Genomic DNA, 15904 nt, shown 5'->3' with positions numbered 1-15904 from the left:
ACGATCGGCACCTTCATCGACGGCTGGAACGACCGCTGCGAACCATTCTCCTGGACCAAAGACGCCGACGAGATCATCGCCAAAATCAAACGAAAAGAAACTATTCGAGCGAAACACTAGCACAACGAAGACGGTCGGTGCGTTCGGCTTGGTGATGACGCTCTGGCGTCGCAACCGGTCGAGTACGGCTTCATCGTTGCTCAGGATCACTCTCGCGTACGCCTCGGTCTGAAGAAGCCCGTAGACGATCCTGGTCTCGAACGCACGTAGCGCATCCGCGGACGCCTCGGCGCGGGGGAAGTCGGCGAAGAACTTCGGATAGCTGCTGGAGCGGAGGAGTTCGTCCCAGGCATCGACCAGAGCGGTGCCTGTGTCCAGCGCCTTGTCCAGCCGTTCGGCGAAGTCCCTGCGGCACTTGGTGCGCCCGGATTCGACCTGGGAGATGTAGCTGCGCGTGACCGCCGACCGTGCGGCGAGCTCCGTCCGGTTGAGGCCTGCTTCTTCTCGCAGGCGCGTGACCTCTGCGCCGAAGGCGACGGTCTTCGATGTGGGTTTGCGTGCGGCCACTGCTTCGCCTCCGTGTGAGCGAGGGGAACCCACCTACCAGCGATCGGCAGCGCCACGTGTGTGTTGCTGCACTTCGGTGGTAACGCTACGCCGTGGAGTTCAGAGTGTGCAGCGAGTTACCAGAAGCCGTCAGTGGCCAGCGAAGGTCGTGCCGATGTCCGCAGCACCGCAACCCCTGAAGTCCCGACGCTCGTCCTTGAGCGCAACGATGAGGCACCGCGCCTCGCGCGCCGGTTCCTCGCCGAGCAGTTCGCCGGCTGGGGCATTACCGACGACTACATGGGCCGCCTCGTGGTCTGTGAGCTGACCACGAACGCCTACAAGCATGGCGAAGGCCCGATCGTCGTCCGGCTGTTCCTCGACTCGCACGACGGACAACCGGTCATCGAGGTATCGGACACCGGCACGGGACAGCCAGTAGTCCAGCCCCAGAACTACGCCGCCACCTCCGGCCGCGGCCTGCAGCTCATGGCCGAGCTCGTGCACGGATGGGGAGTCAGGCGCCTCACCGAAGGCGGCAAGGTCGTCTGGGCCAAGCTGTTCTGCACTCGGCAGGTGCCCACCACGACGGACCCGGTCCCTACTCCCCTGGCAGGACAGGCGGGCGCCCGAGTGTGAGGAGACGATGAACGTCACGTCACTACTACTGCAGCACCTCTTTCCGGACTGGTCGATCACCCCGGACCGAGAAGGCATCTGGAGAGCGACCGGACGGATCCTGATCTCCGCGTCCGACCTGGACGGCCTGGTGAGCATGCTCCACGTCGCCGACCCCGAAGCCTTCGAACGCGCGATCCTCCTGCTCCAAGAACCTCGAGGAACAGCCAGCTTCCGAGAGGACGGACGACAACCACGAAGGACCTATTGATCAACGCCCTCGTCGGGGAGACCGGACAGGGCGAGTGGGATCAGACGGCGCCGAACTCCTCGAAGGATCCTGCTGTAGCGGAGCCCAAGCCCTCGGGAAACCAGCCATCGCCAGGCGCGCTTGTGCGCTGGGGTCAACCGGCTGCGGCACAGGACGCTCGGCCGCAGGTCTTGCTTCTCTGACATGCGCGGCCGCTTTCCGGGCGGCGTCGGCCTGGGCTTGGCGCTGCTGGAGGTGGCGGAGTTCGGCGATGGTGTCGAGCAGGGTGACAAGGTTGGCGATGAGCAGAACCGTGGACACCACCGTCCGGTTCTTGATGACGCCGGTCCGCGCGAGCAGGCGGGCTGCAGTACGCAAAGCATCCCCGGCCGGAGTCGGAGTAGGGATGCGCCCGTAAGGTGCGCGCGCAGCACGGTCGTAGGCGTCGGCCGCACGATGCAGATGACGGTTGCCGGTGACCTTGGCCGCGACGTGAAGAGCGTCGGAAGCCGCCCAGCAGGCATCCTGCACCGCATACGGGCCGACCGCCAGGTACCGGCGGATCTGAGCAGTGGCGTAAGCAGCGGCCCGTGCCGCATCGTCATAGAACCCCTGACGCTCCTCCGGCGTCAGTTCGTCATGCTCGACAGCCTGTGCATGCGGCCGACCCGGCGAGGCCCAACGCCTGAGAAGGCGGGACAGTGACAGATCATCGGCAAGGCGGCTGCCGGGACACCAAGTCGGTTCCACGCCATCACGCTCGACGGGAAACGCGACCGCGTATCCGGTCACCTGCCCGGGACTTGTCTGGCTGTAGCGAGCCTTGACCAGGAGCCCACCCTCTCGCAGCCGGTCGAAGAATTCGGTGGTCGTCCCGGACTCGTCCGCCGCGCGGCGGACGGCGGTCCGCAGCAGGACCCGCCTTGGAACGCCAGGAGTACGCCCGGTTGCGCGGCGAGCTCGACCGGCGTCTCACCGCCGCAGGCTGTACCACCTGACCATCCCCCGGGTGACCGCTCGAGAAGACCGATCGGCCCAGGCCGCTCGGCGCGGCCACGGCGCATGAGTGCCTCCGTCAGTCGAACAGGTCATCCGCCCCCACGGGTCAGGGACTCGCGTTGCCGACGCGCCGGCCGGCAACGGGCCACCCGGCGCGGTCTAAGCGGTCGCCGTCTCTCTGCGACACGATGGGGTCCGGCCAGACGCCTGCAGGCACGTCGTAACAGTGACGGCTGGGCGACACGCTGCCGTGCGCGCCGGTGCCGCTGACCCGCGGTGACGAATACGCTGCGGCGGTGGCAAGTCTTTCCTGGCGACACCCGACGATCACTCCTGAAACCCACCAGGCGACCTCCTTCGAGATCTTCTTCGACCTGGTCTTCGTCTTCGCGATCACCCGCGTCGTCTCGTTCATGGCACACTCGCCGTCCGCACCGGCACTGGCCCGCGGGCTGATCCTGCTCCTGTTGCTCTGGTGGTCCTGGGCCGCCTACGCCTGGCTCGGCAACCGAGTGCACGCCGACCGCGGCGTCATCCGAACCGGGATGCTGATCGCGATGGCGGCATTGTTCGTCGCCGCACTAGTCATGCCGGACGCCTTCAGCCACCACGCCGCCACCGTCGACGCGCCGCTCGTGCTGGCGGTGGCCTTCAGCGTCGTACGGGCGATCTACCTCGGACTGCACCTGTCCTCGGCGGGAGATGATCGGAGGTTGCGCGCCCAACTACTGCTCGACGCCATCCCTCAGACCATCGCCTTGGCCATCCTCCTGACCGGAGCCGTGCTCGGCGGGACCTGGCAGACCGCACTGTGGGCCACCGCGTTCGCCATCGACTTCGGCGGCGGCAGGATCGCCTCCGGCCTGGGCGGCTGGACGATCCGCAGCGCCGCTCACTTCGCCGAACGGCACCGCATGGTGCTGATCATCGCGCTCGGCGAGTCCCTGGTCTCCGCCGGCGCCGGCGGAGACCTGACCGGGACCGCGGCGCTCCTCGCCGCGCTGGTCGGGTTCGTCGCCGTCGTCTGCCTGTGGCTGCTCTACTTCTCCAGGGTGGCGGACGCCGCCGAGGCAGCCCTCGAACGCGCGTCCGGTACGCGCCGCGCAAAGATCGCCCGCGACGCCTATACGCTGCTGCACTTCCCCCTCATCGCGGGAGCCGTCTACATCGCGCTGGGCGTCCACGAGGTCCTTTCGGGGCTGTCCGGCGACTCCCCCGATACAGGCCGGCCTCTGGAATGGGCCCCTTTGACCGCCCTGTACGCAGGGGCCGCCGTCTTCCTCCTAGGACGAGCGGCGTTCGTCAGCCTCACCACCCACTCCGGCCAGCCCGCACCACTGATCGTCGCCGCAGTGCTCCTCGCGCTGATCCCCCTGGCTCGACTCCTGCCCGCGATCGCCGCACTCGCTTTGGTTACCGCCCTGCTTGCAGCGCTGGTCGCCTTCGAGCAGCGAACGGGTGAAGTTCAGAGAGCCTGAGGCGGTGCAAGGCGCGGCAACGCGGCGCTGTCCGGGGCACCTGTTGTTCACCGCGGTGAACTGCCAGAACCCCATCACGGCCACCGACCCCAGTGCGAGCCAGAGCCCGGCCACCTCCGCGACGCCCAGCGCGTCGGGCACACCCACGGCCGGCGCGGGCGCAGGAGCGGGCGCACGGTGCGGCGACGCCGGCACCGGCCCGACCGGCGGAAGGCTTCAACTGATCATCAAGTCCGGGACCGCGACCTGCGCCCAGGCACGGAAGGTCCTCAACGACTACCGCGCCTCCCGCAACCGGCAGGGCTCTGGCGGTTTTGCCACCGTGAACGGCTGGAGCTGCGGCCACAACGGCATCGCCGGATACCAGCAGTCCGGCGAACTCGAAGGCTGCGAGCGCGGCCCGGACGCCTTCGAAACCCGCACCGACCGGTGAGGCCCACTCAATCCGATTATCGGCCGGTGATGCGCTCCTGCACACCGACTACGCACCCGCCCGGCAAGGGCGCACGAGCAACCGCGAGGCTCGGGGAGAAGGGCGTTTACCCCGGAGCCTCCCGGCGCGCTGACCTGCTTGATGATCCCCTTCCGGCGTATTGCGGCCATGCCCCCTGAAGACGGGTCAGGCTTCGACGGCCTCAACCGCCCCCTGGTCATCTTGGCCGTGGGCGCGGAATCGGCGTACGTGCGGAGACATGACCGCACAGGAGGTGGCGCCGAGGATCAGCACGGCGGCTCCGGCGGCGGCGCCCTCGACTCCTACGGCCGAGGCGATGGGGCCGGCGACCAGGAGCCCGAGGGGCGCCAGCGCGAGCGCGCCGAGCAGGTCCCAGCTGGCGACCCGCGACATCGCCTCGGCGGGGACGTCGTTCTGCACGGTGGTCGACCACAGCACCCCGAACGCCGTCTGACACATCCCGGCCGTCAGCATCACGACGGCCAGGACCATCCACGGGGCACCCAGGCCCATCAGCAGCATGGGCATGGCGGACGGCGCGGTCATCAGCGCCGCGAAAAGGATCGGGCGGGCAGGGCGCAGCCGGGCGGCCAGGCCGCCGGCGAGCAAGGTGCCGAGCGACTGGCAGCCGGCCATGATGCCCCAGGCACGCGACCCGCCGTTGCCCGCCGTGACGTAAAGCGGCCCGATCACTCCGACGTACGCCGCTGAAGCCGCGGTCACCGCGGTGTACTGCAGGGACAGGATCCACAGCCACGGACGGCCGGCGAACTCCCGCCAGCCGCCGCGCAGTTCGCTCACCAGCGACCCGGTGGCGCGGCTGCGGCCCAGGATCCGCAAGCGGGTCAGCAGCGCCGCCGATGCCGCGAACGACGCGGCGTTCAGCGCGGCGGCCGTTGCCGGGCCGACCGCGGAGACCACCACCCCGGACAGGGCCAGGCCGATGATGAGCCCGCCGGAGGTGGACTGGCGCAGCAGGGCGTTCGCGGCGAACCGCCGTTCATGGTGCACCAGGTCGGTGACGATCCCCTCCGCAGCGGGGGCGAACAAGGCGGTGGCGACACCGGTCAGCACGGCCAACGGCGCGACCACGGCCGGCGACGCGGAACGGCCGGTGAAGCAGACCGCCAGCATGGTCCACGTCGCGGCCGCCAGGGCGTCCGCGCCGACCAGGACGTACTGCCGGCGGACCCGGTCACCGATGATCCCGCCGACGAGCACCAGCAGCAGTTGCGGGAGCGCCTGGCACGCAAGGACCAGCGACAGTCCGCCCGGACCGTAGCCCAGGTGCAGGGCTCCCCAGGCGAGCGCGACCCGCCCGAAGCCGTTCCCGATCGCCGAGGTCGCGCGGGCGATGAACAGGGGCGCGACGGCGGGGTCTTTCAGGACGCTGATGAGCGTGGGTTTCACCGGCACGAACGGGCACGCTACGGCACCGATGGACGGGTCAGACCGATGCCGACCCGCACGCTATAGGAGTCAGGCCGGGCCGCTAGTGCTGATCAAGACGATGAGGGGCGGCCGGTGCCCCCACCGAGCCATCGGTGAAGTGGGGCCAGGGACGGACGGGTAGGTGTCTTGGCGCGGTGGCGGGCGCGCCGGGCACGGGTGGGACCTTGGGCGGCCGATCCCTGAGTGGTGTCGGTCGGCTCGTTCACCGTCACGCTCGTCGAACGGGACCGGGCGATGATCTCAAGCGCATCGGCCACACGGGTGGCATCAACGGGCCGGGTCTCGGGCTGCCTGCCCAGCAGGCGTGGAATCGCCTGCTCTAACTCTGACCCAGCTCGTATCTGGTGGCCACAGCCCGGTGGCGCTTGAGTCGGTTGATGCCGCACTCCACCGCGTGGCGGTCGCGGTGGTCGATCGAGCCGAAGGCGGGTGGGCGACCGCCGCGGTTGCCCCGCCGCTGCCGGTCCCCGGGCCTGGTCGGCCGGCACCGGGATCGTGGCCGCGATACCGCGGCGACGCGGATGCGCGCGGATCGCCCGGGACGAGTACGCCTTGTCGACCCGGACCCCGCCCCGGACCGGCCATCATGGCCTGAAACTGCGGGGCGTCTCCGCGCCGCCCAGCCGTCACCACCGGCGACAACAGCATCTGCCCCTGCTCACAGGACAGATGAACCTTGGTCGACGATCCGCCGCGGGAGCGCACGCCCTAGACCTGCGGTGATGTGGCTAGTGCGGTCAGCGGCGCGCCGGAAGGCGCCACTGGACGTGATCGGTTCCCAGGAGGAGGCCGGCGCGGTCAGTCGGAATGACGCTGGACGCGTTCGAACCAGTCCGCGGTCAGTTCCGCGCATTGGGCGGGGGAGCCGGCGGCATGGAGTACCTCCACCACAGATTCATGGAGCATGGGGATGAGCATCTGGTTGTGCACCTCGGTGCCGAGTACGCCCTGCCCGTCGAAGAACGCGCCGAAGACGGAACCGACGGAATCAGTTCCCGGTGTCACCGGAGAGAGCAGGGCCAGCAGATGCGCGAATCCCGTCTCCTCGGGGCGGAGAACGGCTGTGTCCTCGGGGTCGCAGGGCCAGGCGGCGGCTCGCTCGCGGAGTACCGAGACGAAGGTGTGCTGGGCTGCTTCCAACGTCTCGAGTTCGTCCTCTTCGGGATCCCCGACAGCGAACCAAGGCACGTAGAGACGGCCGTCCATGGCCCGCACCCTACTTGTGGAGCCGATCGGTCGGACGCGCGCCGGGCACCTCGTCGGCGAGGCGTGGGAGGGTCGTACCGAGCCGCGGACCCTGCAGAACGGGTGCTCTGTCCTGTACGCGCAGCGACGTTTCCGCAGTTCAGCGTACAGAGACGCAGAAGGGCGGCATTCCGGCCCAAGAGCCGAACACGGTTATCCACAGCCGAACCCGATTCCAGCGCTGAGCGGCTGACCGGCAGTTTCCGACGCCCGCGCCCTCTCTGCCGCATTCAGGCTCCCCCTCGAAGGCCGCGGAGGCTCTGCGGGTCACGGAAGTGGGTGCGCAGGCCCGAGGGCGAGCCCACGGGTGGGGCCAGGGAGCGTGGACCAGATCGAACGCATTCCGCCGGGGCCTGTCCGGCGGATCAAGCCAGGCGGCCTGCCGGCGCAGAAGCGCCCTGATGGAGAAGGCGCTGGATGGAGCAGGTGGGGTCCGTGGACAAACCCCTCGACAGCGGCGCGGTGGTCGGGGATCCTTCGCGCAATGGCCAGAATTGACGACACGCCGCCCGCATGGGACGAGCGCACCCAGCTCACCACGTTCCTCGACTACGTACGGGACACCGCCCGCGCCAAGTGCGAGGGGGTCTCCGCGGAGAACGCCCGCAAGGCACTCCTGCCGGGCTCACCGCTGATGACCATGAACGCACTGATCAACCACCTCCGCTGGGTCGAGTACTACTGGTTCCAGGTCGTCTTCCTCGGCGAGGAAGACCGGGCCCCCATGACGGATGAAGACCCCGACCGCGAGATGCGTATCGCCGTAGACTTCCCGATCACGCAGTTGCTCGACGAGTACGCCGAACAGAGCGCCCGCTATCGTGAACTGGTCGCCGACAACGACCTGGACAAGCAGGCCGAGGGAACCATCCGCAACGGCCTCCACGTCGACCTGCGCTGGATCCTCCACCACCTCACCGAGGAGACGGCCCGCCACAACGGCCACCTGGACATCCTGCGCGAGATGCTCGACGGCACGACCGGCGTCTAGGGCCTGTTTCAGAGTTGATCAGAGCCATTCGTTGATGGTGCCGATGTGGACGGTGGACCTGGTAGCGGACGGCGAGCTTGTCGAACCTGGTGGCCAGTGCCCGGTGGCGTTCGAGCCGGTTGATGCCGCACTCCATCGCATGGCGCTCGCGGTAGTCGACCGGATCGAACCCGGGCGGCCGGCCACCGCGGTTCCCGCGCCGCCGTCGGTGGCCGGCCTGGTCGGCCGGTTCGGGGACCGTGGCCGCGATGCCCCGGCGCCGCAGGTGAGTCCGGATCGTCCTGGACGAGTAAGCCTTGTCTGCGCGCGCCCGCTCAGGCCGGGTGCGCGGGTGCCCGCCGCCAACGCGGGCGACTCGGATCCCGGCCATGTCCACCTCGAACTGGGGAGCGTCGCCCCGCTGCCCGGCGGTGACCACCAGCGACAACGGCTTTGGCCGCAGGCTAGGTGCAGCTTGGTCGACAACCCGCCCTGCGAACGTCCCAAAGCGTGATCGTCGGGCTCGGGTGTTCTTCCGCCGGGCGGTTCGGCCTGCTTGTCGCCGAGCCGGCGGCCTCCGGCCGAGTGCTGATGGGCGCGCAGGACGGTGGAGTCCACACCGGCCTGCCGCCCATCAGCCCGGCAGCCTCGGCCCGTGCTTGCAGCCCGGCCAGGATGGTCGCCCAAGTGCCGTCGCGTTGCCAGCGGCGGAACAGCGAGTACACCGCTTGCCAGGAGCCCTAGCAGGCAGGCACGTCCCGCCACGGCGCACCGACACGCACCCGCCATCGGATACCGTCGATGAGCTGTCGCTTGGTCCATTCCGAGGGTGGGCCCGAGCGTCTGGGCGCGGGCAGCAGCGGTTCCAGCCGCGCCCATTGCTCATCGGTCAGATCGAACCGCCTCGTCACCGCTAGGGTGGCCACGAGGTCTCCGGTGTTGTTCTTCTTGGTCGATGAACGCACTACCGGAGACCTCACTGCGTCCGGCACATGACACGCCGCCGCTCATATCACTTCGAAACAGGCCCTAGTCGAGTTCGGCGCCCATCCGAGCGGTCAGCGTGGCTGTGGCCCTCGGGTACCTGGCCCGGCTTGGCGAGGGCCACATCCAGGGAGGCCCGCATGGGCGTCCACCACTACGTCGTCGAGCGGACCATCGGTCTGCTGCACTGGTTACGCCGCTTTCGCATCCGCCGATAGATCCGCCACGACATCAACGAAGCCTTCATGACCCTCGCCGCAACCATCATCTCTTGGCGACACCTCGCCCGCTGATTCCGTCACGACCTCTTAGCCGATGTTCTCGCTGGTCGGACCTACGATCGAGAGACGCCGATTAGGGATCAGCTTTTCCCACGTCAAAGCTCGCCAGATCCATTCCAGTGGGCCATATCGAGCATAATGCAGCCAGATCCAACTGAGCGCGGCTTCAATCAGAAACACACAGCAGCCCACAGCAAAGGCTTTGCCATATGCGGGCACCGCTTCCAGTTGCACATACCTGTTGATCACCACTATCAGCACCGAGGCGCCGAGATAGTTCGTTAGTCCCATCCTTCCCACCAGCGCGATCTTGATCGCAACCCGCCGGATACGGGTCCGCATCACGAGCACCACGGCGATCATGTAACTGACCGCGGTCGCAACCCCTGCACCTGCCGCTAGCACCGAGTACTCCGAGACTCCGGAGCTCCATTGCCAGACATCCAGCGCACCGGCTGTCGTCCCGCATATTCCGAGCCCCAGGAAGATGTGCTTCGTCGGCAATTTCAACAGCCAGTCGATCTTACTTTCCATTGCCAGGCCGACCAGTAAGAGCCCTGGAATTAGCAGGGCACCGCCCCGAAGGGCCACGGCCGCCTCCGTTCCGGCGATCCCGAGCGCCAGCACGCCACTCGCGGGCAAGAAGGAAAGGGGCAGCATGACGAAGATCCCGATCACGCTGTACATCCGGAGTATCTCGTTCGGCTGCAGAACCTGATGCGCTAGACCGAACGGCAAGAGGAGGAGCAGCCGGGAAAATAGCATGACCCGCGGATACTGCTTTTTCTGTCTGGCGTTCCGCAAGATTATGCCGAAGCTCAGACCGAATAGAAGTGAAAATATCGGAAAGAAGCGCTGATGGAGCAGCGTCTCGTATATCCAGTACCCAGCCCCGTGCTGATGCTCTCCAGTCGGAACGGGCATGTTCGTGACGCCTATCGTGTTAACGATGGTTATCCCGAGCAAAGATATGCCTCGAATGGCGTCGATTTCACCGATGCGCGCGGTCCTTACGCGCTCGTCAGCAACGACATCTGCTGTTTGTAGCGACGCCCGCACCTGACCTCCTTACGTCCGGTAGGTCATCAAACCACATCTCATCCCACTCCACCCACAAAAGGGTTACTCCGCACTAAGACCGTGTCTTGATTGGTGGTGATTCGTTGGACTGGCCGTGGCGAGCTTTGAGGAACGGCTGGTGCCGGACGAGTTGTGGGAGTTGTTCCAGCGGGTGGTCCCACCAGCGCCGACGCGGCCGCAGGGCGGTGGACGTCGGCGTGCCGACGACCGCAGCATCCTGGCGGCGATCGTGTTCGTGGCCACCACCGGCTGCACCTGGCGGCAGATCCCGCCCACCTTCGACGCGTCTTGGCAGACGGTGCACCGCCGGTTCACCGAATGGAGCGCCGCGCGGGTGCGGGCCAAGCTCCACCGGATCCTGCTGGACGAACTCGGCGCGGCCGGTGAGCTGGACTGGTCGCGGTGCGCGATCGACTCGGTCAGCGTCCGCGCCGTCAAAAGGGGGAGCTGACGGGCCCGAATCCTGTCGACCGCGGCCCCGTTGCCGTCGGCTGCACCGCCGCTATGAGCGCAAGGCCGAGCACTTCCTTGCCTTCGTTGGCATCGCCGCCGGCCTCATCTGCTACCGCCACCTCACCAGATGAGACGACGTCTAAGGGATGATGTCGGCGACAATGGTTGTCGGGCCGTTGCGGCAGGAGGCCGCCCGTCCGGTCCGGGCGGACTCGGTGGAGGAGTTCGAAGCGCATTTCCACCCGTCCACGGTGGCCACGTCCGCGGGGCCCTGCTTGGGCGTGCTCGGCCGGTAGTAGGCGCGGAGCACCCTGAGGACCGTCGCGCAGGTCGTCCGGCCGGTCTGGACGGCGGCGGCGAGCAGTTCGCCGTTGGCCGCCTTGACCTCACCGCACACGGTGTGCGGACCGACCGGCTTCGGACTCGGGGAGGCGGGCTTCGGGTGCGGGGCGGCCGGCCTCGTCGCGGAACCGGCCGGTTCCGAGCTGGATGAGGCGGGCGGGGCGGTGGACGCGGGGCTCGTCGCCGGAACGGCCGAGGCGGACGCGGGATGGGCGCTGGGAGCGGGAGCCGTATGGGAGGGCGCCTTGCCCTCGCACGCGGTCAGCGTGAGCAGGAGCGCGGCGGACACGGCGAGAAGGCGAGCGCAACTGATCGACTCCGCAGCGGGAGAACGACCGCACAAGTCCCCCACAGAATGATCAGATTCACCCCATGCGTTTTCGTGACCAGGCGGAACGCCCGGCGGGGTCCCCTTCTCCGACTGGGAGGCTCCGCCTGCTGCGTCGTCGTCCAGCGCGCAGACTTCGCCCGTGCCCATGTTTTCGTGCACGTGATCCTCCTGGTTTGTTTTCGCGGGATGCCGCATCGAAGGCGACGAACCAGGACCGTCCTGATGATCTCCGTCCCCGCAACAGCCTCGGATGCGCTACCGGGGCCGGTCACCGGCATGCGTCAAGATCCTGATCGGCAGGGTCCGCCGCGCGGCCATCACCGGTGCGGCACGTTCGCCCTCCCCTGAAATACCGGGGGTGCCCCGGGCTGGACGCGGCTGCCCTGAAGCCGCGCAAGTTGCGCGACGGAACAGGCTTGACCTGCGAGTTCGACGTCAAGAGCGACGCCCAGGTGATCGCTCTGCGGGCTGGCATCGACGCCCTGCCCGTCCAGAAATAGAACGACGTCGAGTGCGGATGGGAGGTGGACGGCGTCGCCTACGCCTGTGGACACGGCGCTCACACCACGGTCATGCTCGGAACCGGCCTGTTCCTGGCCGGGCTGGACAGAACCGGGCTGTTGCCCGGCCGGGTCCAGTTCATCTTCGAGCCCGCCTGGGGGCTCCCCTTCCGAGTGAAGCCTTTGGCGTGATCGAGCAGGGGTGGATCGCAGTCCGCTGCTGGCCGCATCTCCCGGTCGGTCAGTTCGGGACCTGCGCCCGTCACCTCGGTGGCGGGCATGGTCTGGGTGAAGGTCACCGGGCCGGGCGGGCGCACCTCTCGACCGCAGAGCACCACCGACTTGGTGCTCACCCCGGCATCGCGGTCGAGGTTCCGATGGCGCTTTCGTGGTTGGTCGACCTCGTGCGGGGCTGTCTGGGGGAAGGTCCGCTGTGGCGAGGCGCCCAACGAGATCCCGTCCGATGAAATTCTGGCAGGGATCGTCCGCTGTCAGGACAACCAGGCGCGGGATCGGGCGACCGAGCTGGTCAAGCGCCTGGTGGAGGCAGTCGCCAGCGAGTTCAATGCCTAGGCGGAAATGGGGTGTGTAGGGGCGGTCTGCCGGCATCAATAAAGGGTCCGGAGAGCGTGCAGATGTTCGAGCACGCGGCCATGTTCATGCTCGGCGAGAGCACAGTCGTCCAAATGTCTCGAACCTTGGCGGGGACAGGTTCGGCTACTACCAGTTGGAGATCCCTGGGGTCTACATCTGGATGGGTGCGAGCGCCCTGGGCTCGTCCCGAACGACCGACCTGTGCTTTGCGGACTACAACCCCGACGAGGGCTGCATCCGTGACGCTGTCAAGGCACTCGCGGCTACGGTGCTGACCGTGCAGGAGCTTGTGCTGGCCTGACGACCAGCACACGCGAAATCAACTATCGCTCCGGCTAGAAGGGGCCGGCGAATGCCGAGCCCTTCTTTCACGGGCGCCGGAGCGAAAGATCTCATCGTCACGCACGGAGCGGAAGCCGCAGCAGCGCGTCCCTGGAGGACGGCCGCACGCTCCTCACCTGCGCGGTGAGCCGGCGAACGCGTACGCTTCCCGCAGTCGGTGGGATGGGGACGTCAGGGCGGGGCGCGATGTTATACGGCCGCGAAGCCGAGCAGGATGTGGTCGATCGATTGCTGGAACGGGCCGCGCAGGGTGTTCCGGGATCTCTCGTCGTGCGCGGTGAGGCAGGCCTCGGGAAATCGGCGCTGCTGGAGTATGCCGAGGCCGCCGCGCGGGGCCGGGTGCTGCGGGTGACCGGGGTCGAGTCGGAGACCGAACTGCCCTTCGCCGCGCTGCACGTCCTGCTGGGCCCGGTCCTCGACGAGGTCGGGCGCGTCCCCCGGCGGCAGGGGGAGGCGCTGCTGGGCGCGCTGGGACTGGGAGCCGACGCGCCGGGGGACCGGTTCCTGGTCGGCCTGGCCGCGTTGAGCCTGCTCACCGAGCTCGCGGCGGAGGAGCCCCTGCTGTGCCTGGTCGATGACGCGCACTGGCTGGACCGGGAGTCGGCGGACGCGCTGCTGTTCGCGGTCCGGCGCCTGCGTTCCGAACCGGTGACCACGATCTTCGCCACCCGGGCGGACGCCGGCGTCTTCCCCGCGCCCGGGGTGCCCGAGCTGCGGCTGGCGGGACTGGACGGCCGGGCGGCGCGAGCGCTCGCCGATTCCACCACGACGCTGGCGCCGTGGGTGCGCGACCAGGTCGTGGCCGAGGCGGACGGTAATCCGCTGGCCTTGGTCGAGCTCCCGCGCCTGCTCACGCCGGAGCAGCGCGCCGGGGCCCTGCCCTCGCCCGGGTTCGCGGCCGGCGTGACCGAACCGCCGCTGGGACGGGTGCTGTCGGCGTTCCGTGAGCGCATCCGGGAGTTGCCGGCGGTGTCGCGTCTGTGCCTGCTGGTGGCGGCGCTGGAGGGCACCGGGAAGATCGAGACGGTCGCGGGTGCGGCCGCGGCGCTCGGAGCCGAGCTGACCGACCTCGCGGCGGCCGAACACGCCGGGCTGGTCCGGGTCGCCTCGACCGGCGTCGAGTTCCGCCACCCGCTGGTGCGGACCGCCACGCGGCTCGCCTGCGACGTTGCCGAGCGGGTGGCCGCCCACAGGGCCCTCGCCGGGACCGTGGACGACGACCGGCGGGCCTGGCATCTCGCCGCGGTGGCCACCGCGCCCGACGAGGCGGTCGCCGCCGCCCTGGAGCGGGCCGCGGTGCGCGGTCGCCGCCGCGGTGGCCAGGTCGCGGTGGCCGCCGCGTACGAGCGGGCCGCCGAACTGTCGCCCGCGCCCGAGGCGGCCCTTCGCCGGTGGGTCGCCGCGGCGGGCGCCGCTCTGGAGGCGGGCCTGCCCGGACGGGCGGAGGAGCTGACCGCGCGCGCCGCCACCGGACGGCCGCCGGACGAGCCCCGCGTCGTCGCGGAGCTCGCGCGGGTGCGGGCCGCGCTCGCCTTCGAGTCCGGGCGGCCCCTGGACGCCGCTCGCCTGCTCTGCGAGGGGGTCGAGACGTTCACGGCCGCGGACGAGGTGACGAGGCTGACCATGCTGGGCTGGGCGGCCGTCTACGTGTGGGCCGGCCGCCCGCACCCGGACCGCCTGGCGCTGGCCCGCCGCATCGAGGACCTCGCCCCTGAGCTGCCGGGCCCCCTCGGCGCGGTGCACGCGATCGCGCGGGACGTCCGGCTGATGCTGGAGGGCGACCAGGTGGCCGCCACCATCGCCCCCTACAGCCTGGGTCAGGAGGAGGACCTCCCGTTCGATCTCCGCGTGCTCTCGGTCTACCTGGGCTTCGGACGCGGCGATGTGGACGGCATGTACCGGGACGCGCTCCGTCTGGTGGACGCCTGCCGTGCGGCGGGACGCATCGGCCGCATGCCCCAGGCCATGGGGATGCTCGCGATCGCCGAGCTCGCGACCGGGCGGCACCCGTCCGCCCGGTCCACCGCGTCGGAGGGACGCCGGCTCGCCGACGACGTGGAGCAGCCGCACTGGACGCACTACCTGTCCGGGGTGGACGCGTGGCTCGCGGGAGTCGCCGGTGACGAGGAGCGGTGCCGGGCCCTCGCGGAGGAGGTGCTGGCGGCGGACGATGCCTGGATCACCGGGTACGCGTGGGCGACCTGCGCGCTCATCGCCCTGGACTCCGCGCTGGGCCGCCACGACCGGGTGCTCGACCGGTTCGACAAGGCGATGACCGGGCCCGCCCGGGATGTGTGGCTCTGGCGCTACACGCATCCGGACTATGTGGAGGCCGCCGTCCGGGCCGGCGACCCGGAGCGGGCGCGGCCGGTGGCGGCGCGGCTCGCTCGGTGGGCGGAGGCGATCGGGCAGCCATGGGCCCGGGCGGTGTCGGCCAGGTGCCAGGCCATGCTGACCGAAGGTGACGCCGCGGACCTGTACGAGCAGGCGCTTGAACTGCACCGGCGCGGTGACCAGCCCTTCGAGCAGGCGCGTACGGAGCTGGTCTACGGAGAGTGGCTGCGCCGCCACAACCGGCGGGCCGACGCGCGGGCACAGCTGCGCTCCGCCATGGCCGCATTCGACCGGCTGGGCGCGTCCGCCTGGTCTAGGCGGGCGGCCGCGGAGCTGCGCGCGAGCGGGATCTCGCTGCCGGAATCGCCGGCCGGCGACCGTGCCCGCGATCCGCTCGCGGCGCTGACCCCGCAGGAGCTGCAGGTGGTCCGGCTCGCCGCGACCGGAGCCACCAACCGGGAGATCGGTGCCCGGCTGTTCCTTTCCGCTCGCACGGTCGCCTACCACCTGTACAAGGCCTTTCCGAAGCTGGGAATCTCCTCGCGCGCCGAGCTGGCCAGATATGTGTCGACCTAAGCGATCGTCATGACGGCGGCGGCGACTACCGTCATTCGACGGACGCGGCAGGCACCCGGCCGTCCGTAGCGTCGG

At 69.3% G+C, this 15904-nt stretch carries 13 protein-coding genes and 2 pseudogenes; 7 read left to right on the top strand and 8 right to left on the bottom strand.

Features of this window, described 5'->3' with window-relative positions:
• On the bottom strand, positions 1–567 hold a 567-nt coding region (locus amrb99_RS53540; protein WP_190867580.1), incomplete at its 3' end, for a Scr1 family TA system antitoxin-like transcriptional regulator.
• A gap of 132 nt (positions 568–699) precedes the next feature.
• Between amrb99_RS53540 and amrb99_RS52830 the strand changes: the two genes are divergently transcribed.
• Both amrb99_RS52830 and amrb99_RS43150 read left to right on the top strand, forming a co-directional pair.
• The gene (locus tag amrb99_RS52830) at positions 700–1185 is read left to right on the top strand and encodes an ATP-binding protein (RefSeq protein WP_190867578.1); all 486 of its coding nucleotides are present in this window, start codon (positions 700–702) and stop codon (positions 1183–1185) included.
• A gap of 7 nt (positions 1186–1192) precedes the next feature.
• Complete coding sequence (locus amrb99_RS43150; RefSeq protein WP_190867575.1) at positions 1193–1435, top strand: hypothetical protein; 243 nt, start codon at positions 1193–1195, stop codon at positions 1433–1435.
• Here the strand turns inward: amrb99_RS43150 and amrb99_RS43145 are convergent, their stop codons facing one another.
• Positions 1436–2206 carry a hypothetical protein gene (locus tag amrb99_RS43145; protein WP_190867573.1) on the bottom strand — a complete coding sequence of 257 codons (771 nt, stop codon included), beginning with the start codon at positions 2204–2206 and terminating at the stop codon, positions 1436–1438.
• Positions 2207–2673: 467 nt separating this feature from the next.
• Here amrb99_RS43145 and amrb99_RS43140 point away from each other — a divergent pair, with 467 nt between their 5' ends.
• Together amrb99_RS43140 and amrb99_RS43135 are read left to right on the top strand one after the other, a co-directional pair.
• Positions 2674–3891, top strand: a complete 1218-nt coding sequence (locus tag amrb99_RS43140) for a low temperature requirement protein A (protein ID WP_190867571.1) — start codon at positions 2674–2676, stop codon at positions 3889–3891.
• Positions 3872–4324, top strand: coding sequence for a hypothetical protein (locus amrb99_RS43135; RefSeq protein ID WP_190867569.1), 453 nt, complete (start codon positions 3872–3874; stop codon positions 4322–4324). Before amrb99_RS43140 ends, amrb99_RS43135 begins: the two co-directional genes overlap by 20 nt.
• Before the next feature lie 186 nt (positions 4325–4510).
• Here the strand turns inward: amrb99_RS43135 and amrb99_RS43130 are convergent, their stop codons facing one another.
• Both amrb99_RS43130 and amrb99_RS43125 read right to left on the bottom strand, forming a co-directional pair.
• Positions 4511–5761: an MFS transporter gene (locus amrb99_RS43130; protein ID WP_190867568.1), complete on the bottom strand. Its 1251-nt coding sequence runs from the start codon at positions 5759–5761 to the stop codon at positions 4511–4513.
• An 834-nt stretch (positions 5762–6595) separates the two neighbouring features.
• Positions 6596–7003 (bottom strand): hypothetical protein, encoded by a 408-nt coding sequence (locus amrb99_RS43125; RefSeq protein WP_190867567.1) that lies wholly within the window; start codon positions 7001–7003, stop codon positions 6596–6598.
• Between the two features lie 523 nt (positions 7004–7526).
• Between amrb99_RS43125 and amrb99_RS43120 the strand changes: the two genes are divergently transcribed.
• Positions 7527–8033: a DinB family protein gene (locus amrb99_RS43120; RefSeq protein ID WP_190867566.1), complete on the top strand. Its 507-nt coding sequence runs from the start codon at positions 7527–7529 to the stop codon at positions 8031–8033.
• A gap of 58 nt (positions 8034–8091) precedes the next feature.
• On the opposite strand, the pseudogene amrb99_RS43115 reads toward amrb99_RS43120, so the two are convergent.
• A pseudogene (locus amrb99_RS43115) lies at positions 8092–8977 on the bottom strand (IS5 family transposase); the annotation flags it as partial.
• Positions 8978–9304: 327 nt separating this feature from the next.
• A complete protein-coding gene (locus amrb99_RS53535; protein ID WP_190867565.1) occupies positions 9305–10336 on the bottom strand; it encodes a DUF418 domain-containing protein in 1032 nt (343 codons plus the stop codon).
• Between the two features lie 115 nt (positions 10337–10451).
• Between amrb99_RS53535 and amrb99_RS43105 the strand changes: the two are divergent.
• Positions 10452–10941 (top strand): annotated as a pseudogene (locus amrb99_RS43105) (transposase).
• Positions 10942–10949: 8 nt separating this feature from the next.
• On the opposite strand, the gene amrb99_RS43100 reads toward amrb99_RS43105, so the two are convergent.
• Both amrb99_RS43100 and amrb99_RS43095 read right to left on the bottom strand, forming a co-directional pair.
• Positions 10950–11441 (bottom strand): hypothetical protein, encoded by a 492-nt coding sequence (locus amrb99_RS43100; RefSeq protein ID WP_190867564.1) that lies wholly within the window; start codon positions 11439–11441, stop codon positions 10950–10952.
• Positions 11442–12042: 601 nt separating this feature from the next.
• Positions 12043–12336 carry a hypothetical protein gene (locus amrb99_RS43095; RefSeq protein WP_190867562.1) on the bottom strand — a complete coding sequence of 98 codons (294 nt, stop codon included), beginning with the start codon at positions 12334–12336 and terminating at the stop codon, positions 12043–12045.
• 745 nt (positions 12337–13081) lie between these two features.
• Between amrb99_RS43095 and amrb99_RS43090 the strand changes: the two genes are divergently transcribed.
• Positions 13082–15829, top strand: a complete 2748-nt coding sequence (locus tag amrb99_RS43090; RefSeq protein WP_347257109.1) for an AAA family ATPase — start codon at positions 13082–13084, stop codon at positions 15827–15829.
• The last annotated feature ends 75 nt before the right edge of the window (positions 15830–15904 follow it).

This window comes from Actinomadura sp. RB99 (genome assembly GCF_014706005.1).
Classification (GTDB): Bacteria; Actinomycetota; Actinomycetes; order Streptosporangiales; family Streptosporangiaceae; genus Spirillospora.
This window is presented reverse-complemented; position numbering and strand designations above follow the sequence as displayed.

Coding starts and splice junctions, on each gene's coding strand:
- amrb99_RS43150 (WP_190867575.1), top strand. CDS start 1,193: ATGAACGTCACGTCACTACTACTGCAGCACCTCTTTCCGGACTGGTCG.
- amrb99_RS43125 (WP_190867567.1), bottom strand. CDS start 7,003: ATGGACGGCCGTCTCTACGTGCCTTGGTTCGCTGTCGGGGATCCCGAA.
- amrb99_RS43120 (WP_190867566.1), top strand. CDS start 7,527: ATGGCCAGAATTGACGACACGCCGCCCGCATGGGACGAGCGCACCCAG.
- amrb99_RS43090 (WP_347257109.1), top strand. CDS start 13,082: ATGGGGACGTCAGGGCGGGGCGCGATGTTATACGGCCGCGAAGCCGAG.